Source organism: Acinetobacter sp. G11, assembly GCF_049808495.1.
GTDB lineage: Bacteria > Pseudomonadota > Gammaproteobacteria > Pseudomonadales > Moraxellaceae > Acinetobacter > Acinetobacter kookii.
On the sequence record NZ_JBNCAT010000002.1, the window covers coordinates 83,156 to 108,660 of the forward strand.

Here is a 25,505-nt window from a genome sequence, read left to right on the forward strand (position 1 = left end):
CTATGGAAACTGATGGATGTATTGAAATATAAGTGCCTGACATCATATTGAAGTTAAAAGGATATGTTCAAAACCATCAAAAATTAATTTGTAAGAGAGATAATAAACATGACTGACCAATACCAAACCTTTGCAAAATCTCCTATTGGTAAATTTGTCATCAAAAATTTAGGTTTGCCATCGCCAACTTCATTAGAGCGTTTTGAATCCGCTACACCGGTAGTGAAAGGTGCGGTGTTATTTGGTGCTGCATCTTCAAGTACATTGTCGGGTGCAATTGCACAGATTTTGGCCAATATTCATGCTAATGGCTATGCCGGTAACAATGCAGAACTGCAACAGGCTGCTGCAAAAGTGGGCTTAAACCTGAGTGCCTTCAACGAAGGCGACAAAGAGTCTAAATTTAAAGCAGTCATTTTTGATGCCTCGGGGATTCAAAACTCAGAACAGCTGAAAGAACTTTATAACTTCTTTAACCCGATTGCGCGCCAGATTCAGTCTTCAGGCCGTGTCGTCGTTGTAGGGATTAGCCCTGAAACTGCAAAAACGGTAAAACAGGCGATTGCCCAGCGTGCGCTTGAAGGTTTTGTGAAATCTGTAGGTAAAGAATTCAAGAAAGGGATTGCAGCACAACTGGTTTATGTCGATGAAGGTGCAGAAGCAAACCTTGAATCTACATTACGTTTCGCACTATCTCCACGTTCTGCTTATGTCTCTGGTCAAGTCATTCGTGTTTCCAAGGCAGAGGTTGTCGATGTAGACTGGGCCAAACCACTGGCGGGTAAAACTGCTGTAGTCACCGGTGCCAGCCGTGGTATTGGTGAAGCGATTGCCCATGTACTGTCACGTGATGGTGCACATGTCATTTGCCTGGACGTTCCACAACAGCAGGCGGATCTGGACCGTGTTGCCGGTGAAATTGGCGGTTCTACGCTTGCGATTGATATCACTGCTGCGGATGCGGGTGAAAAAATCAAGGCAGCTGCAGCGGCGCAGGGGGGTCTGGATATTATTGTGCACAACGCCGGAATTACCCGTGACAAAACTTTGGCCAATATGAAGCCCGAGCTTTGGGATCTGGTGATCAACATTAACCTATCTGCAATAGAACGAGTAAATGATTACTTGCTGGAAAATGATGGCTTCAATGCGAATGGCCGCATTGTGTGTGTATCTTCAATTTCAGGTATTGCAGGCAATTTGGGACAAACCAACTATGCGGCGTCTAAAGCAGGTGTGATTGGTGTAGTGAAATTCACGGCACCGATTTTGAAAAATGGCGTGACCATTAATGCGGTTGCACCGGGCTTCATTGAAACTCAAATGACCGCAGCGATTCCATTTGCAATTCGTGAAGCAGGCCGCCGTATGAATTCAATGAGTCAAGGTGGTTTACCTGTCGATGTTGCTGAAACGATTGCATTATTTGCATCTTCAGCGTCTACAGGTTTAAATGGCAACGTGGTTCGTGTGTGTGGTCAAAGCTTGCTAGGGGCTTAACACATTAAAGTCCTCTCTTGCGCTTCAAATAAAGTTGTACTTTAACTGAAGCTCAGGGAGAGGATTTAGGAGAGGGAGATAAGGGGATATATTATTAACCCTCTCTCTAGCTCTCTCCCAAAGGGAGAGAGAACTCCATTAAATAAATTAGAAAAACTTCTCAAAGGTTCTGTATGAATACTCGCCATTTTAGCCAACTTCCAAAACCTTATTTAGCCTATCCTAAAGTGATTCAAGGCTTGATTTTTAAAAAGCCTAAAGGTGAAAAAGTGCTGCCGCAAGTGGAATATGTGGTGGATTCATTCAAGGTTGATCAAAAGCATCTTAAAGCTTATAACGAAGTCTGTGGCTTCAAGAATAATGGTTATATTCCTGCCATTTATCTGGCGGTGCTATCGCAAAGCCTGCAAATGCATATGATGACGACGGAAGCTTTCCCGTTTGCAATTTTAGGTCTGGTACATATTCGCAACCAGATTAAACAAAGCCGCAAAGTGGGGACCAATGAGCCATTAACCTTGTCCTGCAAGTTTGGTGAGTTGCAACCGCATGACAAGGGCGTGCAATTTGATTTCATTACCACGGCGAAAGTGGGCAATGAAGTGGTAATGGAAGGGACAACTACCTATTTGGCCCGTCAAAAAACCAGTGTCAAGGCTGCGCCTAAACTGGTCGACAATAAAACGCCAGCCTATGAATTGAATGCAGAATGGAATGTCTCTGAAAATACCGGGCGTCGTTATGCTTTAACGTCTGGTGACTTTAACCTGATTCATATCCATGCCATCACGGCAAAAGCCTTCGGTTTTAAACAGGCGATTGCCCATGGGATGTGGAGCAAGGCTAAAGCATTGGCCAGCTTAACTTTGCCAGATGCTTATACCGCTGACGTGTGGTTTAAACTGCCGATGTATCTCCCTTCAAAAGTGGAGTTCTTGACTGCTCAGGAAGGAAAGGATACCGAGTTTGTCATCCGGAACAGTAAAAATAAAAAGCCACATGTTACGGGAAGTGTGAAAGCACTTTAAGACCAAAGCCTAAGTCACTGTAGATTTAGGCTTTTTTGTTTTAAGCTCGATAGAATGTCTTACTGGTCTATGGAAAGCACAGTTGAATGAAAGAAATCAAAGCATATCTCTTCGCCAATACAGCAAATTATCAAGGTCATGTCGATGAACGATTTATGGACCTTGCTACACAATTCAGCCGGATGCAGGATGCGCGGACGAATTTAGGTGGGGCTGCTCTGGTGGTTTATTTTCAGGGACGCAAAGTTGTTGATATCTGGACCGGGAAAAAGTCTGAAACTGAAAGCTGGCAAACGGATACCTTGTCGCTATGCTATTCCACCGGTAAAGGGGTTTTATCTACCTTGGCGCATATTTTGGTCAGTGAAGGTTTTCTTGACTATGACATTCCAGTAGCACGGTACTGGCCTGAATTTGCCCAACAGGGTAAAGATAAAATTAGTTTAAGGCATATGCTGAGTCACCAAAGCGGTTTATATGATATTCGCCATCTTGTTGCTGATGCTTCGGAAATGGCGGATTGGCCGCACATGCTGGATGTCTTGGCCCAGGCCAAACCCCGTTTTGAAGTCGCGACAGATGCCGCATATCAGCCCTTAACTTTTGGCTGGCAAGTGGGCGGGGTATTGGAAAATGCTACAGGGAAGACATTAGCAGAACTGATGCAACACTATCTGATTGATCGATTGCAATTAGATGCTGCCTATTTTGGCGTGCCGAAGGAGAAACTGGCTAACGTTGCCCGGATTATGCCTCAGCAAAAATTTTCAACAGATAAACCGCAAAATGCCAAGGCTAAAGTCAAACCTCAACAGGCACGCAAAGCATCTCCCTTAGATAAACTGTTAGAACTTTCCGGCCAAAACCCTCAAGACTTTCAGGATGCGATGATTCCCAAAGGGATGAAAAATTTCAGCTTCTTTAGTGATGCAGGACTACAGGCCATCATTCCTGCGGCAACAGGGGTGTTTAGCGCCAATAGCCTGGCGCGAATTTATGCCATGCTTGCCAATGCTGGGGAGTGGCAAGGGCAGCAGTTGATTCGCCCTGAAATTTTTAAGCAATTAAGTCAAATTCAATATACCCGACGTGACCGCATCATGCCGTTACCGATGCATTGGCGTTTGGGTTATCACCGGATTTTAACTTTGGGAAAATCATCTTCAGGATTTGGGCATATGGGCTTTAATGGCTCTGGCGCATGGTGTGACCCTGAGCGTGGTTTAAGTTTCGCTTATACCCATAATTTTTCCACGGCTTCTATCACAGGTGATTATCGGCTGTGGGGCTTGACCCAGGAGACGCTACGCTGCGCGGATAGTGTCTTGGCGGGTCGTAAAGGCTGGTTTTAATCTGCAACATTTTGCTTGGGAAAATAACGGCAAAATATGCTACTTTGCCTGCGATTCTAGCTGCTGTTGATATTTTATGAAAAATGTCGTGTTAATTCCTTTGTTGGCAAGTGCTGCGTTATCGGGATGTCAGGATGCCAACCAATCTGATACGCAAGGCAAGGCATCTATAGAATCGCAAAAGCAACTGGCCGCATGGGCAGGAGAATATGAAGGTACAACGCCGTGCATGGGCTGTCTTTCACGTTGTGATGATTGTCCGGGCATGGCTGTGACTTTGGCATTGCATGAGGATCAAACCTATACCCTAACCCGTGAAAGTTTAAGTGGTCATAATGAAGTCGAAACCTTGAAGGGTAAGCTGCGTTTTACGGATGAATCTAAGCAGAGAATTGAGCTGATCAATGTGGCAACACGTAATTTACTCTATGTGGATTTAGATGAAAAAGTCCTTGAAATTCGTGAAGATCAAAGCGGTAAAAGCTACCAGATGCAAAGTGATTTTCTTTTGGGAAAACTGAGCTAATTGTGTTGAATGTATAAATAAAAATTTCGTCTTCGTTTGGGTGGAATACAGGATTTTTATTGTTCATACCTCCGCCATTTATTTCACTATTTTATAAAAAAACAGTATGCTTAGACCTGTAAAAAGGAGCATACATGTATCAAGTACTTGCACGAAAATACCGTCCACGTAATTTCAATGAATTGGTGGGACAAAACCACGTGTCACGCGCACTGACGAGTGCCTTGGAACGTGGTCGGTTACATCATGCGTATTTGTTTACCGGGACTCGTGGGGTAGGTAAAACCACCATTGCACGTATTTTGGCAAAATGCCTCAACTGTGAAACTGGTGTGACATCAACGCCTTGCGAAGTATGCCCAACCTGTAAGGCAGTGAATGAAGGCCGTTTTATCGACTTAATTGAAATTGATGCGGCATCTCGTACAAAAGTAGAAGATACACGTGAATTGTTGGATAACGTTCCTTATGCACCTACACAAGGTCGTTTCAAGGTTTATCTGATCGATGAAGTGCATATGCTCTCGACGCATTCCTTCAATGCCTTACTCAAAACATTAGAAGAACCGCCAGAACATGTAAAATTCCTGTTCGCTACAACCGATCCACAAAAATTACCGATTACCGTGATTTCACGCTGCCTGCAATTTACCTTGCGTCCGCTGGCAGTTGATGAAATTACCGAACATCTGAGCAATATTCTCAAGCAGGAACAGATTCAGGCCGAACAGGACGCGATCTGGCAAATTGCCGAATCTGCCCAGGGTTCACTGCGTGATGCGCTATCATTAACCGATCAGGCCATTGCCTATGGTCAGGGTGAAATTCAGCATCAAGATGTCAAAGACATGCTGGGCCTGATTGACCGCACCATCATTTATGATCTGATTTTAGCCATTAACCAAAACCAGAAAGCCCGTGTCAGTGAATTGCTGATGCAATTCCGCCAGCAGGCGCTGGATGTGTCACTGGTTCTGGATCAGTTGATTTCAACACTGCATGAGCTGGCATTGTTGCAATATCTGCCTGAGCTGAGCTTGAAATACAGTGCTGAAATCAATCAAAAGATTATGCAGTTGTCGCAACGCATTTCAGCACAAGATTTACAGTTGTATTATCAGGTGGCTTGTAAAGGCCGTGCTGACCTGCAACTTGCCGTGACGCAAGAGCAGGGCTTTGAAATGTGCGTATTGCGCTTATTGGCGTTCCGTCCATTACAGCCCAATGAAATTCCGCTATCACAAGCATCGGTCGTTACAGAAAACGTTCAGTCCGTCGTACCACAGCCGGTTCATTCAGAAATTTTACAGCAGCAAGCATCGCAGCATGTAGCGGTAGAGCCGGACCCTGTTGAATCAACAGCTGTATATGATGATTTTGATGAGTCTCAGTATGATGACGATCCATTTAATGAAGTTGCAGCTCAATCTTCTATAGATGAACCCAGTTCGGATGATTTCCTGGAACAGGACACGGTAGAAGATGAAGTTCTATCTCCAGCATCAAATACGCCATTGAATCCGGCTCAAGCACAGTCGGAAAAAATTGTCTTTGATCCCTCCAGTGACGATGCATTATTTGGCTTTGACGATGAGCCTGAAGCAATAAGCACTACAGCTGATGAAGGCAGCAGCGATGATTTCCTGTTTGATGAAATAGCACCTTTAGCAACAGGTGAAACCACACCGACCGAATCTCAAGCTGAAGTTCCGGTGCAAGCTCAGCAAGCTGTAGAGGAAACAGCCCAAGATTCATTATTTGATTTGGCAGCTGAGCCGGCTGTTCCGGCACCTGAAGATCTACAAGGCAATCTGACCGATACTTCATCGAAACTGATGCCACAAGATATTCTGAAATTAAAGCCTCAGGTGCTTGAAGGCGAGTGGACGGTAGATAAATGGGAGTACTGGTTCCGTAACAGTCATCTGTCACCGGCAGTTCAAGAATTGGCACAACAGGGTGTAATGACGGGGCAAATCAATGGTGAAACGATTTTCCATATTCCAAAGCAATATGAAGCGTTGTTGACCCAGTTGCAGCATGCCTTGGAGCAGGCATTAAAAACCGAATGGCCGGGTACACATTTTCAGGTTCATTATGCAGATGTAGAAACCACAACGCCGTATAGCATGCAAAGTGAGCGTAAAGAAAAAGCCTATGCACGTGCGGCAGAGCTGCTGCATGCAGAACCAGCAGTCAAGGAGCTTCTGCAAAACTTTGACGGTGAAATACAGAATATTCAGCTCAAATAAGCTTATTCATTCACACTATATTGGTATAGCGCATCCCGTATTTTAATTGGAATCGGGGTGCTTTTTCGTGTTTGCCGGTCTACAAATACATGCACGAAATGACCTTGTGCAGAAGCCACCTCATGACCCTGTTTAAAAATGGCCAAATCGTATTGTACGGATGAATTGCCCAGTTTCGAAATTGCTACGCCGACATCAATGATTTCAGGATAAGACAGTTCCTGAAAAAAACTGCATGCCGAATCGACCACCAGGCCAATGACTGGTGAATAGCGAATGTCAAAATCTGCTTTTTCAATCAGCAGGGCATTGGCAGCGGTATCAAAATAACTGTAATAAGTCACATTGTTGACGTGTCCATAAATATCATTATCCGACCAGCGGGTTTGAATCGGTAAAAAGTATGAGAAATCGGCACGATGTTTGGGAATCTGTTTCATTGCTATAGTCACTTTAATGATTTCATTTTTTTCTGGAAAGCCTATGAAAATACAAGTTAAAAATAGCTCATCTCAATAAAACTGGATGACCTGTAATAACTGTAAAAGCAATTTAGATATTACTTAAATCTTTATTTTTATCAGCAGCATAAGTTTGATTTATGCATAAATAGCTTGATAAATTTCCCGTGCGTCATGTTGGTTGAGATCACGCGGGTTATTTTGCAACAGCCGGGTTTGCAGCATCGCATCATTGGCCAGTTGATCCAGCATATTTTCAGGCACATTCAAATCTTTCAGCCTTAAAATCAGGCCGCTTTTGTCCAGATGATTCTGCATGTGGTCAATAAATAAATCACATAAACCGTCTGTACTGCCGTTGCTTTTCGGGTCAAGCCAGCACATCAGCTCGGCATAGTACTGTTTGGCATTCGGGGCGTTGAACTTTAACACTTCGGTCAACACCAGAGCATTGCTATGCCCATGTGAAATATGAAAATGTCCACCTAAGGGATAAGCCAGCGCATGGACTGCTGCCACTGGAGCATTGGCAAAGGCCTGTCCGGCGAGCATGGAGCCAACCAGCATATTTTGCCGTGTTTCTAAATTCTGCCCATCTGCCAGGACCAAACTTAGATTTTTATTGAGTAATCTTAACGCCTGTTTGGCTAACATGTCGGCATAGGGATTCTTTTTGATTTTTGAAGTATAGGCTTCAATCGCATGCACTATCGCATCGATGCCGGTTGCCGCTGTAATATGTGCAGGCAGGTTCTGGGTAAAGGTTGCATCTAAAATGGCGACATCGGCAAATAAAACTGGAGCAACAATACCGGTTTTGCTGGTTTCACCTGTAGTGACAATCGAGATGGAGGTAACTTCGGAACCTGTACCTGCCGTGGTGGGAACCAGAAACAGCGGTAATCTAGGGTGTTTGGCATTATTGATGCCATATAAATCCTGCAAGCGCTGTTGTTGCTGCGGATGGGCCAGAACTGCAATTACTTTGGCAACATCCAGTGAACTGCCACCCCCGAACCCCAATATGATGTCCGCTTGTTCATTTTTAGCGAAGTTTACGGCATCCAATACAATCTGCTCAGGAGGATCGGCCAGAACGTTGGAATAAATCGCATAGGGCAGTCGAATCGATTCTAAAATTTCTATAATTTGCACATGCAGTTGCTGCTGAATGATGCCGGCATCGGTGACCAGCAGCAGTTTTTTATAAGCGTGTTGTTGTAATAATAGCTTTAACTCATAGATCGAGCCCAGTCCGGAAATAATATTCGAGACGGTTTGAAATTGAAAATGGCTCATCTATTGCTTCCTTTTTGATATCAAATTCAAGATTATTGTTTTAGTGTTCTATAGGATTCATCCTCTAAATAACTTAACATAAGACACCTGAAAATAAAGCAGTAATTGAGGTTGTTATGTCATCCAAAACGCCCTATAAGGTGTTATGTGTATGTTTAGGAAATATTTGCCGCTCTCCCACGGCAGAAGTTGTTCTTAGGCATTTTTGTGATAAACAGCAACTGAATATTATGATCGACTCTGCAGGAACCAGTAATTACCATCCTGGAAAAGCACCAGATGAGCGTAGCCAGAAACATGCCTTAAAGCGCGGTTATGATTTATCATCGTTACGGGCGCGCCAGTTAAAAGTGCAAGATTTTCTTGAATTTGATCTTATTCTGGCGATGGATCATGAAAATTTATTCAATATTCAAGCGCTTCTACAACAGGCTGAAACGGCCTATGCTGCCAGTCAAATTCGGGCAAAAATTGCATTGATGAGTGAATACGATCAGAATTATCCCAAACAGGCCTTGCCTGATCCATATTATGGAGGGGCAGATGGCTTTGAGCGTGTACTCGATCAGTGTGAATCGAGCAGCTTGGCGTGGGTAGCTATTTTTGAACAGCAGTTCAAACAACAGATTGATGTGAAATAAAGGTTTAAGCACATGAATATTCAAACTCAAATTCAACTTAAGCCTTTTAATACCTTGAGTCTTGATGCAACCGCATCGCATTACTGCAAAGTGCAATCTACCGCTGAATTGGTGGATGCCTTAAATTATGCCAAGCAACAGCAGTTAAATGTTTTGATTTTGTCGGGTGGCAGCAACATGCTATTGCCTGAAAAAATCCATGCGCTTGTGATGCATATGGACATTCAGGGTATTGAAGATATTGCAGAAGATGATGACAGCAAAACCATTCGTGTGGGGGCTGGACAAGTCTGGCATGACTTTGTGCTATGGACCACAGAAAATCATTTATATGGCCTGCAAAATCTGGCACTTATTCCAGGTCTGGTGGGTGCGTCTCCGGTACAGAATATTGGTGCTTATGGGGTGGAAGCGGGCGAGTTCATCGAGTCGGTTCAGGTCTATGACCGCCAGATGCAACAATTCAGCACGATTCTGGCTCAAGATTGTCATTTTTCCTATCGACACAGTATTTTTAAAGACGATCCAAATCGATTTGTGATTACTCATGTGACTTTTAAGTTGCTTAAGCAAGCTCATTTAATGTTGAATTATGGCGACCTCAAGCAGGCGGTAGGTGAAGAACAGACCGCTGCTAACTTGCAAAAACAAGTAATTCAGATTCGTCAAAGTAAATTGCCAGATCCAAAAGAATATCCGAATGTGGGAAGTTTCTTTAAAAATCCGATTATTTCAGAACAGCTTTTTGACCATTTAGCACAGACATTTTCGCAATTGCCCCATTATCCTCAGGCCAATGGTGGGGTTAAAATTGCTGCAGGCTGGCTGATCGATCAATCTGGCTGGAAAGGTAAAAAACTGGGCATGGTGGGCATGTTTCATAAGCAAGCCCTGGTGCTGGTGAATTATGATCAGGCCAATCTGGCAGATGTTCAAGCCACCTACCAGGCTGTACAGCATGATGTGCAGCAAAAATTTGATATTTTGTTAGAGCCTGAACCGGTGCTGTTTGATGAAACCGGTTTAATTCGTTCACACATGGAATAAAAATGATGGCGAAATCGCATTGGATGGTACGACTGGTACAAATAGCTTCAGTGCTATTTGTACTGTTCGGCTGTTTCATGGTTTTGCTTTATTCACCCTTTTATTCTGGTTGGGTCGTGAGTGCGCTGAACAGTTTTGTGCCTGTAGAAGTGAATCAGGTGGCAGCAAAAAGCCAGCAAATGGCAGCCTTGAGTGAACATGAAAATCTGGAGCCAGGTTCCAGAGTCTGGATTGCCCGTCAAGCCTATCTGAAATTGATGGAAGAGGCGATCCAGTCGCAAAATTCACAGGATTTAATTCTGATTCAGGCGCGTTACAAGGCCTTGCAGCAAACCATTGAAGATACCCAGATTCAGGAAGAAGAGCAACAGGACAAACCGCAGGTTCCGCTGCTGGCAAAGCCGGTTGAGGCTGCATCTGAGGCAGAAGATCCAGCTCAAACAGTTAAAGACTTGCTGGATTTGAACAGTACTGAAAATCAAGCCTTAATGGAAAAATATCTGGATTTTCTGCGCACGCATGAAATAGAACAGGAAAAGGTGGCCAGCGAAGCTGTCGATGAAACCATCTATCAGGATATTGCCCTGATTCAGGAGCAAAATGAACAATCACAGCCACAAAGTTCTAAACCCTATGCGATTGTGGTTCTGGGTGGCGGGCTGACACTGGATAAAAACAGAAAGGATATAGTAGTAAACAAATATACCCGTCTGCGTCTGGAAAAAACCTTAGCCATAGAACAGCAGTATCGCTTACCGATTGTGTTGAGTGGTGTAGAAGCCCCTTATATGCAGCGCTGGTTAAAAGCATATAATGTCGATGCGAAACTGCTGGAAGACCGCAGCATGAATACCTGTGAAAATTCGCGTTTTAGCTCGTTATTACTGCAGAAAAAAGGTGGAGCTCCACGGGTGATTTTGATTACTGACCGTTATCATATGCCGCGTACCCGTCGTTTATTTGCCTTGAATGGTATTGAAACTGTACCCGTAGAAGCACCCATGCCGACTCAATTGACCAAGTGGCGTCCAAGTGAACAGAATTATGATCATAGTCGCCGTGCCAATTATGAAATGTTAGCCACTATTCGTGATATCTGGTTTGGTTCCAGTGATTGCCGAGAGGTACCTTAATGCCCGATATTCCATTCTTAAATCCTGCCATTTTAAAACAGCTGGATTTACCCGTTCCAAGCCGTGAAACCACACCTCAGTTACTTGAAGCATTAAATCTGAACAAGCCTTATCAGCCTTCAGTCGAAATTCAGGCCTATCGCCAGTTATATGGTTTGCATCTGCTGGATTGTGAACATTGGCAAGGCTATGTACAAATGCCCTTGTTTAAATTGCATGTACAGGTGTTTCAACCACATCTGGAAAAAATTGCTTTGCCGAAAATACGCGGTACGGTATTTTTACTGCATGGCTATCTGGAACATAGTGGAATTTACCAGCCGATTATTCGTGAATTGCTGGAACAGGGGTTTAGTGTCATTACTTATGATTTGCCCGGTCATGGCCTCAGTGACGGTTCTCCGGCAAACATCAAGAATTTTGACCATTACCAGCAGGTATTGCATGCGGTTTATCACTACATTAAAAATGCCGAACAATTACCGAAACCCTGGTTAGGCATCGGGCAGAGTACGGGTGGTGCCATCTGGATGCATCATTTGCTGGAATTTGCCCAACGTCGTGAAAATCCCTATGTAGACCGTGTCTTATTGCTTTCACCCCTGATTCGACCTGCCAAGACGGCCTGGTGGCATAATTCTGTCGGTCTGGGCATTATTCGCCGGATTAAGCGTCAGGTACCAAGGCATTTTAGACGCAATAACCACAATCCTGAATTTCTGCGTTTTGTCCGTTTAAAAGATCCGTTACAGCCCCGTATGATGGGAATGGACTGGATTCTGGCCATGTCAAAATGGATGCAGGAAATGGAAGCGCGTCCTGCTTGCCGCATTCCTGTCTGGCTGGCACAGGGAGCGCAGGACCAGACTGTGGACTGGCGTTATAATATCGAGTTTATTCGTCGCAAGTTCCGTTTGCAGACCTTATTGATGCTGGAAGAAGGGTCACACCAGTTGATCAACGAACGTGCCGATATTCGTGCAGCCTTAACCGGTTTGATTCCAGCTTTTTTACATGCCCAAAGCTCGTCTGGTTATTATTGATTTGCTTTGCATGACTACCTAAAAGAGGCTCATGTGGCAAGGATGCCCACGTTCCCCATTTCCTGGCGCTGTGTTTTAAAGCAGTGCTTAAAACTGGCTCAGGATGTCAAGTATGGGGAATAAAGACTTTTCTTGCGAACTCAAGATATATTTTGAGTTCTTATTTTAGTCTGTCAAAAGTAGGGTTCAGCCTACACAAAGTGACTTAAATTTTTAAAGAAAAGACAAGGCTATGAAAAAATTAAATATAAATAAATATCAAATATTAGATCTCTTTCATAAATCAAAAAATGTTCAATATTAGATTTTTTAAATCAGCACGGCCTCATTTGATTGATTTAATTTTTGTACCTTCTCGTAGGCAATCTCTCTACTTTTGAAAGGTCAAAAGTAGACAAAAACCTTTTGTTTCCCATACACGACCTCCTTGTCGTGATGGGAAACGTGTGGCATCCATGCCACACTCATGAATCTAATATCGACTAAATATTGATTCGGTGCTGAAAATAAAATTCAATTATGAGACAGTGCTGGCCCATGTAGCCTCTTTTTTGATTCTTTTTAATGTATTTTACTCTGAATTTGTGCCGCGATTAAAATTTATCCGCATGGGCTAAATTCCAGATGCGATAATAGAAGTTTTCATCATCTCCCGCTTTGCAGTTGAGTAATTCACCTTCTTTTAACCAGAAGTGTAACTGGGCATAATTCTTGATTTCCCGGTCATTAATGCGCTGGGCTAAGTGATGTGGCTTGATATCCGCCGGATGTTTCAAGCCTGCGACTGCAATCATTTCGGATAAGGCACGCAGGGTATTTTTTTGAAAATTCAAGACACGAACAGCCTTGCTGGGAACATGCAGGGCTTTTTGCCGTTCCTGATCCTGGGTGGTAACACCCACCGGACATTGGTTGGTATGACAACTTTGCGCCTGAATGCAACCGATGGCAAACATAAAGCCGCGCGCCGAATTGACCCAGTCCGCCCCAATCGCCATGGTGTTGGCAATGTCAAAAGCACTGATAATTTTGCCGCTTGCTCCGATCTTGATTTGATCTCTTAAACCTGCACCGACTAGGGTGTTATGCACAAACAGTAAACCTTCCCTTAAAGGCGTACCTACGTGGTCAATCAGTTCAATCGGGGCGGCACCACTACCGCCTTCAGAGCCATCTACCACAATAAAGTCCGGCACAATGTGAGTTTCAAGCATGGCTTTGACAATACTCATGAATTGCCAGGGCTGACCAATACAGAGTTTAAAGCCCACCGGTTTACCGTCAGACAGTTCACGCAGTTGCTGGATAAAATGCATCATTTCAATTGGGGTGCTAAATGTAGAGTGCTGGGCCGGAGAAACACAATCATGTTCGCGGCTCACTCCGCGTATCTGGGCAATCTCTTCTGAAATTTTGCTTTTAGGCAAAATTCCGCCATGACCCGGTTTTGCTCCTTGAGACAGCTTGATTTCTATCATCTTGATTTGCGGTAATCGGGCTTGGCGGGAAAATTTTTCCGGATCGAACTGACCCTCCAGGGTGCGGCAGCCAAAGTAGGCGCTGCCGAGTTCCCAGACAATATCTCCGCCATTTTCCAGATGATAAGGACTGATACTGCCTTCACCGGTGTCATGATAAAAATTGCCCATTTTCGCCCCCAGATTTAATGCCCGAATCGCATTGGCGCTCAGGCTGCCAAAACTCAGGGCGGAGATATTCATGATGGAGGCGCTATAGGGTTGCCTGCATTGATGATTGCCGATTTGAATACGGAAGCTTTCCGGATCGGCAGGTTTGCATGGCGTAATGGAATGGGTGATAAAACGGTAATCTTGCTGATAGACATCAATCAGGGAACCAAACGGTTTATCGGCATTTTTATTCTTTGCACGTCGGTAAACCAGACTGCGTTGCATCCGTGAAAATGGCAGGGCATCCTGATCATTTTCAATAAAATATTGCCGGATTTCAGGACGAAACTCTTCAAAAATAAAGCGAAAATGTCCAATGAGGGGATAATTTTTCAGGATTGAATGCTGGTTTTGCAAGATATCATATACGCCAACCAGCGTCAGGATTCCTGAGATCAGCCATAAAGAATTCAGAAAGGGATCGGAAAGAAAATAATGAATAGATTGGGGTTCATAGATAATCCGAAACCAGCTAATGGTTAAGGTAATAAAAATACAGCTAAACCAGACCGAATATCGTGAGAAAAAAGTATTTAAAAGTCTATGTCTGACGGCTTGGGCTGGAACTGGCATTTTCATGTTTTCCATCAAATGGTTCATAATATGAATTTGCCTATTTTATATACAGGGTGCAAGTTCTGATTTGTAAAACCGCTAAGGGGAAGTAAGGCTAAATCTCGGCTTAAGGTTGAGTGCAGGCATTATTGATTTCAATGATCCTTGAATTTAATTAAAGTTGGAATGCACACTACAGATGAGCTGCATATAAACACAGGGAAATAGAAATTCAGAATAAATGCTTAATAAATAATCAGCTTAAAACTTCAGATCTTATGCTTTCACAAAGCAGAGATAATGGATTAGATTGGTTTTATCCAAGCCAAAAGAGGTAATTGATATGACCATGAAATCCATTCGCTATAATAGTGGAGAACTGGCGTGCTAAAGCACAATAGGTTTTTCTCCATGTGTAAAATCAGTCGCTATCAAGCTTTGTGTCGGGGTGAGAAAATAAAGCTTGATGTTCTAGAAGCCCACCAGACCATACTAAAAATAGATCCAAGCAGAAATATTCTATAGTCCCAAAGATTGGGACTTTTTTTTTGTTTATTTAAGAGCTTTTATTCATCTGCGATTTGGCGAACTGCATTGGAAACTTCAAGCGGTTCGATGTGCTGAATCTTATTGCCAAAACTCCTTAGCCACCATGCCAGTTGTGAAGTAAAAGGCACGCTTGCAGTGACTTGGGCTAAACCATTTTCTAATTTTTCAATCACCTGGTCAGTGCTGAGCTGGCTTTCATCAAAATAATGTGCATCTTCTTCTGTCATGGTCAGTTTTAAGGCCACATTATGGGTCGGTTTGTTGTAGTCGACCCTAAAGCCTAAGGCACCGGATTCAATATAGGCATCAATATCAAAGTTCACCGGGTGCATTGCACGCGAATTGAGCACCACAGCCGATTTAAAACGATGCAGGGCAAAGGTCTGAATATCGGTTTTATCATGACGGGTACAAATGAGATAAATAATTGCACCTTTTTGTACCAATGCTAAGGGATTCAAAATATAGGTTTTTTCTTCACCGGAATGGCTGCGTCCCTGATAGACACATTCCAGCTGTTTGTCTTGCAGCAAACCTTCATAAATGGACTGCTGCGCCAGTTTGTCGACGACAGGGGGAATCAGCGGTTGAGTTGCCGGAACAATGCGTACGCGGTTAATCCATTGGCGCACATTGTTTTGGGTCGACAGGCTGCGGCGCGCCAGATCGAACCACGGATTCATCTCTTCAATCAGGCTAGGCGGCAACAGGTGTTTTAAATGTTCCTCGACCATCATAAAGGTGACCGCCTGCGAGCTGGTCATATGCGGCAAACTTTGAATAGGCGCATCTGAGCGCCAGCGCCAGCCTTGGGGCACGGTTTTACTGCTTTCAATCGGAAAACGTAGCGAGATCTGATTTAAATCACGTTGAATGGTACGCAGGCTGATATCAATCCCTTCACGCTGCAAAATTTCCTGCAATTCACGGGTACCCATCCATTTCCCGGTAGAAAGACGAGATAAAATTTGCCACTGACGATACAGGCTATTTGACGTTTCTTTTTCTTGTGAAGACATAACTAAAATTAAAGATCGGGTAGAGTGTTTATATATCCATTAAATGATGAACACAATAAAAAAACTGAATTATTTTCGCAAGCAGGGTTGCTAGAAACTGTGCATATTTTGACCTGGGTTTATCCGGAAATTCCTTGAAATGAATAAAACCACAATAAATCAGGAACCTAAATAATAATTGGCATGCTTGTTGCTTGAATCTATAGACAATAGAAAATACTTACGAGGTTTGTATGCTTAAAGAAAATCAAGATACAAATTCGATGGCGTCAATGGAGACGTTTTCCCACAATGAAGTGGCTGAGAAGGGCAATGAGTCTTTAACAACCTCATTTAGACCTCAAACTAAATTGAATTCTTTGTTTCAACAATTTAAATCGCATTTTTTTAATGAATTGGTTGATGAACAGGGGATGACGGGTGAAACCTGCCAAAAGATAGAACATTGGTTATCACAGCATACTTTGGAAGAGTTGAAGTCGCTTAACCAGACGGCCAAGAAACATTTTTTATATGATGGTATTACCTTTACTGTTTATGGTGAGTCTGAAGGAATTGAGCGAACCATTCCCTATGACCTGATTCCACGGGTGATGGAGAAAAAGCAATGGAACAAGGTGTCGCTTGGCTGTGCGCAAAGGGTGCGTGCCCTGAATTTATTTTTACATGATATTTATCATCAACAGGACATTTTGAAGGCCAATATTGTGCCTGAGTTGCAGGTATTGGCGCATGAAGCTTATCAGCCACATATGTACGCACATGACCTGAAAGGAAAAATTTACAGCCAAATCAGTGGGATCGATATTATCCGTGACCGTCATGGTGAATTTTATGTACTAGAGGATAATTTAAGAACCCCGTCCGGTGTGTCTTATATGCTGGAAAGCCGGAAAATTAGCCAGAAATTAATGCCACAGCTGTTCCAGCAAAATAACGTTTTGGGTATCGAGCAATATCCTCAGTTACTCAAAGAGATTCTGGCTGAAAATGCCTATGTCGATAAGCCTTTTATTGTGGTCCTGACGCCAGGTCGCTACAACAGCGCATATTATGAACATTCCTTCCTGGCAAGGGAAATGGATGTGCCTTTAGTGACATCACGTGACCTTTTTGTAGAGAACGATAAGGTTTATGTCAAAACGATTCGTGGCAGACAGCGGGTTGATGTAATTTATCGTCGAGTCGATGATGCATATCTCGATCCTTTATGCTTTTTGCCGGATAGCACCTTGGGTGTACCCGGCTTAATGTCAGCTTATTTAAATCACAATGTGGTGATTGCCAACGCGCCGGGCACCGGAGTGGCTGATGATAAATCAATCTATCCGTATGTGGATAAAATGATTCATTTTTATCTGGGCGAGCAGGCCATCTTAAAAAATGTGCCGACTTATTTGTGCCGGGAAAGTGAAGATCTTGAGTATGTCCTGGCCAATCTGGAACAGCTGGTGGTGAAAGAAGCCCAAGGCTCAGGCGGTTATGGCATGTTGATTGGTCCGCAAGCCTCAAGCCGCCAGATTGAAGCTTTTAGAGACAAAATTAGTGCGGCTCCGCATTTGTATATTGCACAGCCAACGCTGGATTTATCGGTTTGCCCGACCTTGACTGATTTTGGCGTGGCAGAGCGTCATATCGATTTACGGCCTTTTGTCCTCAGCTCACCATACCGCACCGAGATTGTTCCGGGTGGTTTGACACGGGTCGCCATGCAGGCCGGGTCGCTGGTGGTGAATTCTTCACAAGGGGGCGGCGTTAAAGACACCTGGGTTGTCGATAACCTGCATTCATAAATATCTAACCATGGGAAGGAAATTATGATTTTATTAAATAGCAATGCTCAGCATATTTTTTGGTTGGGGCGGTATTTAACCCGGATTCAATATACCTGTAGCCAGTTTCCGTTTGTGGAAGATCAGGATGCATTGCAATATGCCCATGCTTTTTGCTTGCCTGCTTTTGATGCAAGTTCACTCAATGCATTATTGCTGGATATTGAACAGCCGTCGTCTTTTCATCAACAATTTCAACATGCCAAGGACAACATACAGGACTTGCGTGGTGTACTTTCAGCAAAAGCCTATGCAGAATTAAATCAGCTGATTAAAAATGCCCATGCGAATGCGAGCTATATTTGTGACGTGGCGGCAGATTGCCATGATGTTGTCGAGGCTGAATCGGAAGATGTGTTCCTGTTTTTTAGCCTGGGACAGAATATTGAGCAGCTGGACCGGCAAATCCGTCTAAAACAGGAGCAGCGCACGACTTTGGACAATATGGATCAAATTGTTGACCTGCTGGCGCAGATTGGCTGGGATAAGCTGGATGAGGCCTGGCAGCAGCTTAAATTAAGCCCGGATAGTATGAATTTTTATCACTTTAGTGATCATATTCAAAACCTGTTCGAGGTGGATGTATGAAGTTGATGATCAATCACCAAACGCATTATCAATATAGTGATCCGGCTTGCAACAGTATCCAGTACATTAAAATGACGCCAGGCAGCAATGTCCATCAGCAGGTCCATTGTTGGGATGTCAGTGTGCCCGGGCTTAAGGAAACAAAAAACGATGCCTTTAACAACATCTGGATTACCAGTTCGCAGCGACAGCCCTACAGCCAAATGACCATCATGGCGCAGGGCATTGTCGAGATTAATCCTGATACGCAATTTGGAATTGGGACAGAGCTCAATCCGCAAATATTTTTGCAACCGACATCCAGTACGCTGTGCAATGCAGAGATGAAAAGTTTTGCAGATTGCTATGTTCCCCGTATCAATCGGGCTAACCTGATGGTACTGTCCGAGGCCATCCTGAATTATATTCCCTATACACCTGACCGTACTTCGGTACACACCTCTGCAATGGAGGCTTTTCAATGCCGGCAAGGGGTATGTCAGGACCATAGCCATGTCTTTATTGCCATGTGTAAATATTTAGGCTTGCCGGCACGTTATGTATCCGGTTATTTATTTGTACCCCATACCTCTCATCTTGCCAGTCACGCTTGGGCAGAGGTTTTTTTTGAAAATTCGTGGTATTGTTTTGATACCAGCAACCAGTTATTTACGCCTAATGCACATATATATGTTGCCATAGGACGTGATTACTGGGATGTTGCGCCAGTGCGAGGGATACGGGAGCGTGGAGGTATTGAATCCATGAATTCTATCGTTCAAGTGCTCGCTTGCTGAAAATTTTAAAGTCATAAGGAGTTTCTCATGACTTATTGTTGTGCGCTACGGTTAAAAGACGGCCTGGTTTTTGTCAGTGATACCCGTACCAATGCCGGGGTGGATCACATATCGGTATTTCGCAAGCTTTATATTTTTGGTATAGAAGGCGAACGGTTTTTAACGATCCAGACATCGGGGAATTTAGCCACAACCCAAGCAGTCATTGGTCATTTAAACAACCATCTGGAACTTAAGCAGGAACCGAACCTATATAGTGTCAACACCATGTTTGAAATGGCCGAACTGGTGGGGCATACCCTGAAAAAAGTGATTGCCGATGTGGTTGAAGATGCCCAAACGCATGAACAAAGTAATTATTACTGCAGCATTTTGCTGGGCGGGCAAATTCAGGGGGCAGAAATGCAGCTGTATAATATTTATCCGCAAGGCAATTTTATTTGTGCCACAGAAGATACCCCTTATTTTCAGATTGGCGAAAGTAAATATGGCAAACCCATACTCGACCGGGCCTTAATTTATGAAATGCCTCTGGATGAAGCTGTACGCTGCTGTTTAATTTCTTTTGATTCTACTTTGCGTTCCAATGTTTCTGTGGGGATGCCGCTTGATACGGTGGTGTATAAAAAAGATTCTTTACATATTCCAAATGGCAAACGAATTTATGAAGAAGATCCCTATTTCTGGAAGCTCAGTAAACAGTGGTCAGATACTTTGCGCCGTGGCTTGCAAGAATTGCCCATCCCGACTGATGATTATCTAGAGTAATAAACAGTTATGAGATTGTAAAAAACCCAAGTGCAAGCTTGAGTTTTTTATTTGGATTTTAAATCTTATTTTCTTATAGGACGGGCACTTAAACGACATAGCAGTTCATAGCCAATGGTGCCATTGGCTTCGGCAACATCATCAACCAGGCGGTTTTTACCCCATAGCTCAACTTCAGTTCCAAGTGGCGCATCGATACCGGTCACATCAATCGCAATCATGTCCATTGCAACGCGGCCAATCACACGGGTCGCTTGACCGTTAATTGCCACGTAATTTTGTTTAGGGAAGGCGCGAGGGTAGCCATCTCCATAACCAATTGAAACAATAGCGAGGTCCATGTCTTGTTTAGCGGTAAAGGTGGACCCATAACCGACATGTTCACCTGCCTGAATATGGTTTAGGGCAATAATCTCGGCCGTAAAAGTCATCACCGGTTTAAGGCCTAAATCGTGGACAGATCGATCTGCAAATGGAGATGCACCATAAAGCATGATTCCTGGACGGACAAAATCAAAATTCAATTCAGGCCATTTATAAATGGCAGCCGAATTGCAGCAAGAGCCCATCACGGGGGCGCAGGCTTGTTTTACTTGCAGGAACTGATTTTTTTGCTGTTCATTTAAAGGATGTTCGGCATCGGCATTGGCAAAGTGCATGGCCAGTACACAGCTAAAACCTTCAGCTTTAAGCGAATTAATCACTTCAATGATTTCGGGTACCTTAAAACCCAAGCGGTTCATGCCGCTGTTGAGTTTGACCCAAACTTTCAAGTTTTTGCCAATGTAGGCTGCTTTGTGTGCACGTAACCAGTCTAACTGTTGCTGATGATGAACCACACATTCAATATTGTTCTCTATTACCACTTGCATTTCATCTTCCGAAAAAATGCCTTCAATCAGGGTAATCGGTTGTTGATAGCCAAGTTCACGAATTTCTAAGGCTTCTTCCAGGCAGGCGACACCAAAAGCGTCCGTTTCACCTAAGGCTGCTAAACAGTCTTTGACTCCATGTCCATAAGCATTGGCTTTAACCATACTGACAATTTGGGCAGTTGGTGCAAGTTGTTTGACACGGTTTAAATTATATTGAAGGGCTTCTCTATCAATATAAACTGTTGCTTGGCGCACCCTCGTTACTCCTTGGGGTTACAATAAAACATTACAGCAATTTATGAGATCAAATTGCTTATAAGCTACGTAAGAATATTATAGATATGCTCATTCCTCAGTCTTGAAAATGAGGAACTTAAACAAAATGAAGAAGGGTATTGTAGTCCTCTGACTGAAAATAAACACTAAGTTAAAGTGTATTTTTCACCAAATTTTAGACAGAAAAAATTTATGCAATATTGAGCGGTGATGAATTAAAGCAATAGCGCGATTAAGTGAACTTTAAAAAAATACGGTGGGGGTACAGGGCAAAGAGTAAAAAAACGAGGTCAGAACCTCGTTTTTTATAGCTTATTCTTCATCATCATACTGGGCATAGAACTCAGGCGAGAGATTGCTAAAGCGCGTGTATTGACCTTCGAAAGCCAGACGTACCGTACCAATTGGACCATTACGCTGCTTGCCGATAATAATTTCGGCAGTACCGGCTTCTTTAGATTCCTTGTTATACACTTCGTCGCGGTAAATGAACATGATCAAGTCGGCATCCTGCTCGATCGCACCGGATTCACGCAAATCGGACATCACTGGACGCTTGTTTGGACGGTTTTCCAGCGAGCGGTTCAGCTGGGAAAGTGCAATCACAGGGCAGTTCATCTCTTTAGCCAAGGCTTTTAAGCTGCGGGAAATTTCCGAAATCTCGCCAACACGGTTATCGCCCATGCCCGGTACTTTCATCAGCTGCAAATAGTCGACCATGATACAGCCAATTTTCCCTCCATGCTGTTTGGCAATACGACGTGCCCGTGCCCGGACTTCGGTTGGTGGAAGAGCGGAAGAGTCATCAATGTACAGATGCTTTTCCTGCAGCTGTAAAATGGTGCCAGTGACTTTGGACCATTCATCACCATCCAGTTTGCCGGCACGCAGATGACCCTGATGGACTTTACCGTAAGCAGAAATCAGACGCATGGCAATCGAATCTGCGGGCATCTCCATAGAGAAAACCAGGGCAGGCAAGTCACAGTTAAACAGCACACTTTCGACCAGGTTCATGGCGAAGGTGGTTTTACCCATGGATGGACGTGCAGCCACAATAATCAAATCTCCGGCTTGCATGCCTGAAGTTTTGTTATCCAGTTCCACGAAACCTGATGTTAAACCGGTAATGTTGCCTTCCATTTGGGAAAGTTCATTCAACTTGTCAAAAACATCGGCGACTACCGCATTGATTGGTTTTGGACCTTGCGCTTTGGCATTGTTGTTATGCTGTTCAGCAATGGAGAAGATATTGGTTTCAGCTAAATCCAGAATTTCACTGACCGTACGGCCCTTGGTGTCATACGCGTTCTGTAGAATTTCAGAACTCACCTTGATCATGCTGCGTAAGGTTGAAAATTCTTTAATTTTATTGCCGTAGGTTTCCAGGTTATAAAAGCTGGAAGGGGAGTCTGCCATCAGCTGCATTAAATATTCTTCGCCACCCACAGCCTCGAGCAGATTCTGTTTGATCAGCCAGTCGTTGACCAAAACCGCATCATAAGGCGAGTTTTCTTGGGCTAGTTTTTCAATGGCACGGAAAATATATTTATGACGTGTGGCATAGAAATCATTTTCATTTAATACATCACCGACTTGCTCAAAAGATTCGGCGACCGTCATCAGCGCGGCAAGAACGGCTTGTTCAATTGCCAAGTTGTGCGGAGGAGTACGAAACTCTTTAAGTTGGCCTGACTCATTTGCTTTATTATCTACTTTCGCTGAGTTAAGCATAGCGCTGGCATTCGCCTGTGACATATAAAACCCTAATTTTAAATGCAATAAATGAGTAATTTGAAAAAAGTGCCGAAGAATAAAAAAAGGTATTATCTTCGTATAAGCAGATGATACGCGCTCTTAAAAAAAATGCGAATCGAAAATTTCATTTATTTAAGTCATTAAAAACAGTCAAAATAAATGAAGTGAACAACGTTTATATACGTTAATTCAACTATCTTGACTGTTTTTAGAGATAAAAAAAGAGCATGCAAAAGCATGCTCTTTTTCTTGCAGGAAATTACTCAGATACGATAGTAACGAGAACTTCAGCAACAACATCATGATGCAATTGGATTGCGATGTTGAATTCACCAGTGTTACGAAGCGCACCATTTGGTAAACGAACTTCTGCACGGTCAACAGTAAGACCAGCATTGGTTAAAGCGTCAGCGATGTCACGAGTACCGATAGAACCGAATAGTTTACCTTCGTCACCAGCTTTAGCAGTGATTACGATATTCACTTCGTTCAATTGGTCAGCACGTGCTTGAGCAGCAGCTAAAACGTCAGCTTCAGCTTTCTCAAGTTCAGCACGACGAGCTTCAAAAGCAGCAGTGTTCGCTTCGGTTGCTGCAACTGCTTTACCTTGAGGGATAAGGAAGTTACGGCCATAACCAGCTTTAACTGATACTTTATCGCCTAATTTACCAAGGTTTTTAATGCGTTGTAATAAGATAATATCCACAGCTCAACCTCACTTATGATTGTCAGTGTAAGGGATCAACGCTAAGTAGCGAGCTTGTTTGATAGCAAGCGCCAATTGACGTTGGTAACGAGCTTTAGTACCTGTAATACGGCTAGGAACAATCTTGCCGTTTTCAGTGATGTACTGTTTCAAAGTATCGATATCTTTGTAGTCGATGTACGTAACGTTCTCAGCTGTAAAGCGGCAGAACTTGCGACGACGGTAAAAACGTGCCATTGATGTTCTCCTTATGCTTCAGCAGAGTCTTGAGCTTGTTGTGCTTCTTCACGTTGAGCTTTACGCGCACGTTTTTCTTCAGCACTCTTAGCAAGTAAAGACTCTTCAGTGATTGCGTTTTCACGACGAATAATAACATTACGAAGGATTGCGTCGTTATAACGGAACAATTCTTCTAATTCATTAAGCGTAGCTTGACCACATTCAACGTTCATTAAAATGTAGTGAGCTTTGTGAATTTTGTTAATTGGGTAAGCCAATTGACGACGGCCCCAATCTTCTAAACGGTGAATTTGACCTTCAGCTTCTTTGATGTGAGTTAGGTAACGTTCTACCATACCCACAACTTGATCGCTTTGGTCTGGATGTACCAAAAGTACGATTTCGTAGTGACGCATTGTCAGCTCCTTACGGTTTATACAGCCTCTGCCAATAAAAGCAGAGGCAAGGAGTCACAACTAAAGTTGTGTCGCATAAATTGCGAAGCGTGAATTTTAGAGCCTTTGCAGGTTAAATACAAGGTTTGGGAAGAGCAAAAAGCAAAAATACTGAAAATAGTGCTGGGCTAGATTTTGCTGGTCATGAAGAACAAAAAGACATTCACTTACTAAAAAGTTTGTTTATGAAAATAAGGAAGTAAGCAAAGCATGACAAGGAAAATGAAAAAAGCGGATGGCATATCTAATTAAAAGATAGAGCAGGACTCTATCTTTTAAAAAAATATGATGGGTAGTTGTGGTGCTGTTGAAGTGAAACTAAACAAGAGGCTGATGACAGTGATTAATTTGACAGAGAACATGAAATATTGCTTTGCCCATAACTGATCATTTTCAGCTTTAAAGCCTTGAATACTCAAATACACCCAGTACAGACACAAAAGGTTCAGTACGACCACATAAATCCAATTTGTATAACCATAAACAAATAATCCATTCATGGTGATACAGAACAATACAACGTAGATGAGCGACTCGATCTTGGTACGATGAATTGAACGTGCTACAGGTAAAATTGGAATCCCTGCATTTTTGTAATCTTCAAAGCGGTAAACTGCAATTCCCCAAGAGTGAGGCATTTGCCAAAGTGCATACCCAAGAAAAATAAGTAAGGCACCCATGTCAAACTGGTTTGCAACAGCGGTATAACCAATTACAGGGGGAGCTGCACCAGAAATACTACCGACAATGGTTTGGTGAATGGTTGTCCGTTTTGTCCATAAGCTGTAGAAACCAACGTATACGACAAAACCAATGACAGCGAATAAAAAAGCGTACGCATTGACCCAAAACCACAAGATGCTAAAACCGGTGACTCCGAGTACCAGGGAATAAACCAAGGCAACAGGAACGGAAACTGATTTTTTTACCATCGCACGATTTTGCGTACGTTGCATCTTTTGGTCGATGTCCTGGTCAATGACGTTATTGACCACACAACCTGATGCCACCACCAAAGTGGTACCGAGAAGGGTAATGAGAAGAAGAAGGAAATCTACAGAACCTTGGGCAGCTACAAAGTAGCCACCCAAAGTGGTAACGAAGTTACCAAAGAGAATTCCTGGTTTAGTCAGGAATAAATACTTTTTCAGCATGA

At 43.3% G+C, this 25,505-nt stretch carries 23 protein-coding genes; 13 read left to right on the forward strand and 10 right to left on the reverse strand.

Going from position 1 to position 25,505, the window contains the following annotated elements:
• Positions 1–108 precede the first annotated feature (108 nt).
• The 5 genes from ACPUEY_RS01275 (at position 109) to dnaX (ending at position 6,658) form a co-directional block, all read left to right on the forward strand.
• Entirely contained in the window at positions 109–1,500 is a 1,392-nt protein-coding gene (locus tag ACPUEY_RS01275; RefSeq protein WP_425120849.1) for a 3-oxoacyl-ACP reductase, read from the forward strand.
• Positions 1,501–1,673: 173 nt separating this feature from the next.
• Complete coding sequence (locus tag ACPUEY_RS01280) at positions 1,674–2,528, forward strand: MaoC family dehydratase (protein WP_131274552.1); 855 nt, start codon at positions 1,674–1,676, stop codon at positions 2,526–2,528.
• Between the two features lie 86 nt (positions 2,529–2,614).
• Positions 2,615–3,880, forward strand: a complete 1,266-nt coding sequence (locus ACPUEY_RS01285) for a serine hydrolase domain-containing protein (protein ID WP_425120850.1) — start codon at positions 2,615–2,617, stop codon at positions 3,878–3,880.
• 76 nt (positions 3,881–3,956) lie between these two features.
• Entirely contained in the window at positions 3,957–4,406 is a 450-nt protein-coding gene (locus ACPUEY_RS01290) for a copper resistance protein NlpE N-terminal domain-containing protein (protein WP_425120851.1), read from the forward strand.
• A gap of 134 nt (positions 4,407–4,540) precedes the next feature.
• Complete coding sequence (gene dnaX, locus ACPUEY_RS01295; RefSeq protein ID WP_425120852.1) at positions 4,541–6,658, forward strand: DNA polymerase III subunit gamma/tau; 2,118 nt, start codon at positions 4,541–4,543, stop codon at positions 6,656–6,658.
• Between the two features lie 2 nt (positions 6,659–6,660).
• Here dnaX and ACPUEY_RS01300 read toward each other — a convergent pair whose 3' ends face one another.
• Both ACPUEY_RS01300 and ACPUEY_RS01305 read right to left on the reverse strand, forming a co-directional pair.
• A complete protein-coding gene (locus ACPUEY_RS01300) occupies positions 6,661–7,098 on the reverse strand; it encodes an acyl-CoA thioesterase (protein WP_092818315.1) in 438 nt (145 codons plus the stop codon).
• Positions 7,099–7,257: 159 nt separating this feature from the next.
• Complete coding sequence (locus ACPUEY_RS01305) at positions 7,258–8,418, reverse strand: iron-containing alcohol dehydrogenase (RefSeq protein ID WP_425120853.1); 1,161 nt, start codon at positions 8,416–8,418, stop codon at positions 7,258–7,260.
• A 116-nt stretch (positions 8,419–8,534) separates the two neighbouring features.
• Here ACPUEY_RS01305 and ACPUEY_RS01310 point away from each other — a divergent pair, with 116 nt between their 5' ends.
• Genes ACPUEY_RS01310 through ACPUEY_RS01325 form a run of 4 tightly spaced genes read left to right on the forward strand, consistent with a single transcriptional unit; the run spans position 8,535 to position 12,282 of the window.
• On the forward strand, positions 8,535–9,059 hold the full coding sequence (locus ACPUEY_RS01310; RefSeq protein ID WP_425120854.1) for a low molecular weight protein-tyrosine-phosphatase: 525 nt from the start codon (positions 8,535–8,537) through the stop codon (positions 9,057–9,059).
• A 12-nt stretch (positions 9,060–9,071) separates the two neighbouring features.
• Positions 9,072–10,106: a UDP-N-acetylmuramate dehydrogenase gene (murB, locus tag ACPUEY_RS01315; RefSeq protein WP_425120855.1), complete on the forward strand. Its 1,035-nt coding sequence runs from the start codon at positions 9,072–9,074 to the stop codon at positions 10,104–10,106.
• Positions 10,107–10,111: 5 nt separating this feature from the next.
• Positions 10,112–11,239: a YdcF family protein gene (locus ACPUEY_RS01320; protein ID WP_425120856.1), complete on the forward strand. Its 1,128-nt coding sequence runs from the start codon at positions 10,112–10,114 to the stop codon at positions 11,237–11,239.
• Positions 11,239–12,282, forward strand: a complete 1,044-nt coding sequence (locus tag ACPUEY_RS01325) for an alpha/beta hydrolase (RefSeq protein WP_131274543.1) — start codon at positions 11,239–11,241, stop codon at positions 12,280–12,282. Before ACPUEY_RS01320 ends, ACPUEY_RS01325 begins: the two co-directional genes overlap by 1 nt.
• 593 nt (positions 12,283–12,875) lie before the next feature.
• Here the strand turns inward: ACPUEY_RS01325 and ACPUEY_RS01330 are convergent.
• Together ACPUEY_RS01330 and ACPUEY_RS01335 are read right to left on the reverse strand one after the other, a co-directional pair.
• Entirely contained in the window at positions 12,876–14,546 is a 1,671-nt protein-coding gene (locus ACPUEY_RS01330; RefSeq protein WP_425120857.1) for an FMN-binding glutamate synthase family protein, read from the reverse strand.
• Positions 14,547–15,094: 548 nt separating this feature from the next.
• Complete coding sequence (locus ACPUEY_RS01335) at positions 15,095–16,096, reverse strand: helix-turn-helix transcriptional regulator (RefSeq protein ID WP_131274787.1); 1,002 nt, start codon at positions 16,094–16,096, stop codon at positions 15,095–15,097.
• A 272-nt stretch (positions 16,097–16,368) separates the two neighbouring features.
• Here ACPUEY_RS01335 and ACPUEY_RS01340 point away from each other — a divergent pair, with 272 nt between their 5' ends.
• From ACPUEY_RS01340 to ACPUEY_RS01355, 4 genes are read left to right on the forward strand one after another with little or no spacing between them, the layout of a single operon-like run.
• Complete coding sequence (locus ACPUEY_RS01340; RefSeq protein ID WP_425120936.1) at positions 16,369–17,889, forward strand: circularly permuted type 2 ATP-grasp protein; 1,521 nt, start codon at positions 16,369–16,371, stop codon at positions 17,887–17,889.
• Positions 17,890–17,913: 24 nt separating this feature from the next.
• Positions 17,914–18,516 carry an alpha-E domain-containing protein gene (locus ACPUEY_RS01345; protein ID WP_425120858.1) on the forward strand — a complete coding sequence of 201 codons (603 nt, stop codon included), beginning with the start codon at positions 17,914–17,916 and terminating at the stop codon, positions 18,514–18,516.
• Positions 18,513–19,292, forward strand: coding sequence for a transglutaminase family protein (locus ACPUEY_RS01350; protein ID WP_425120859.1), 780 nt, complete (start codon positions 18,513–18,515; stop codon positions 19,290–19,292). The genes ACPUEY_RS01345 and ACPUEY_RS01350 overlap by 4 nt, the downstream gene beginning before the upstream one ends.
• A 27-nt stretch (positions 19,293–19,319) precedes the next feature.
• The gene (locus ACPUEY_RS01355; protein ID WP_425120860.1) at positions 19,320–20,060 is read left to right on the forward strand and encodes a peptidase; all 741 of its coding nucleotides are present in this window, start codon (positions 19,320–19,322) and stop codon (positions 20,058–20,060) included.
• 65 nt (positions 20,061–20,125) lie between these two features.
• Here ACPUEY_RS01355 and alr read toward each other — a convergent pair whose 3' ends face one another.
• The 6 genes from alr to cyoE all read right to left on the reverse strand — a co-directional run bounded on the left by alr (position 20,126) and on the right by cyoE (position 25,503).
• Positions 20,126–21,190, reverse strand: a complete 1,065-nt coding sequence (alr, locus tag ACPUEY_RS01360) for an alanine racemase (RefSeq protein WP_425120861.1) — start codon at positions 21,188–21,190, stop codon at positions 20,126–20,128.
• Positions 21,191–21,523: 333 nt separating this feature from the next.
• On the reverse strand, positions 21,524–22,969 hold the full coding sequence (gene dnaB / locus ACPUEY_RS01365; RefSeq protein ID WP_092818304.1) for a replicative DNA helicase: 1,446 nt from the start codon (positions 22,967–22,969) through the stop codon (positions 21,524–21,526).
• A 259-nt stretch (positions 22,970–23,228) separates the two neighbouring features.
• Positions 23,229–23,675, reverse strand: a complete 447-nt coding sequence (gene rplI, locus ACPUEY_RS01370; RefSeq protein WP_086200293.1) for a 50S ribosomal protein L9 — start codon at positions 23,673–23,675, stop codon at positions 23,229–23,231.
• A 9-nt stretch (positions 23,676–23,684) separates the two neighbouring features.
• Positions 23,685–23,912, reverse strand: a complete 228-nt coding sequence (gene rpsR, locus ACPUEY_RS01375) for a 30S ribosomal protein S18 (protein ID WP_004719336.1) — start codon at positions 23,910–23,912, stop codon at positions 23,685–23,687.
• Positions 23,913–23,923: 11 nt separating this feature from the next.
• Complete coding sequence (rpsF, locus tag ACPUEY_RS01380; RefSeq protein ID WP_092818303.1) at positions 23,924–24,310, reverse strand: 30S ribosomal protein S6; 387 nt, start codon at positions 24,308–24,310, stop codon at positions 23,924–23,926.
• A gap of 314 nt (positions 24,311–24,624) precedes the next feature.
• A complete protein-coding gene (gene cyoE, locus ACPUEY_RS01385; RefSeq protein WP_092818302.1) occupies positions 24,625–25,503 on the reverse strand; it encodes a heme o synthase in 879 nt (292 codons plus the stop codon).
• Positions 25,504–25,505 lie beyond the last annotated feature (2 nt).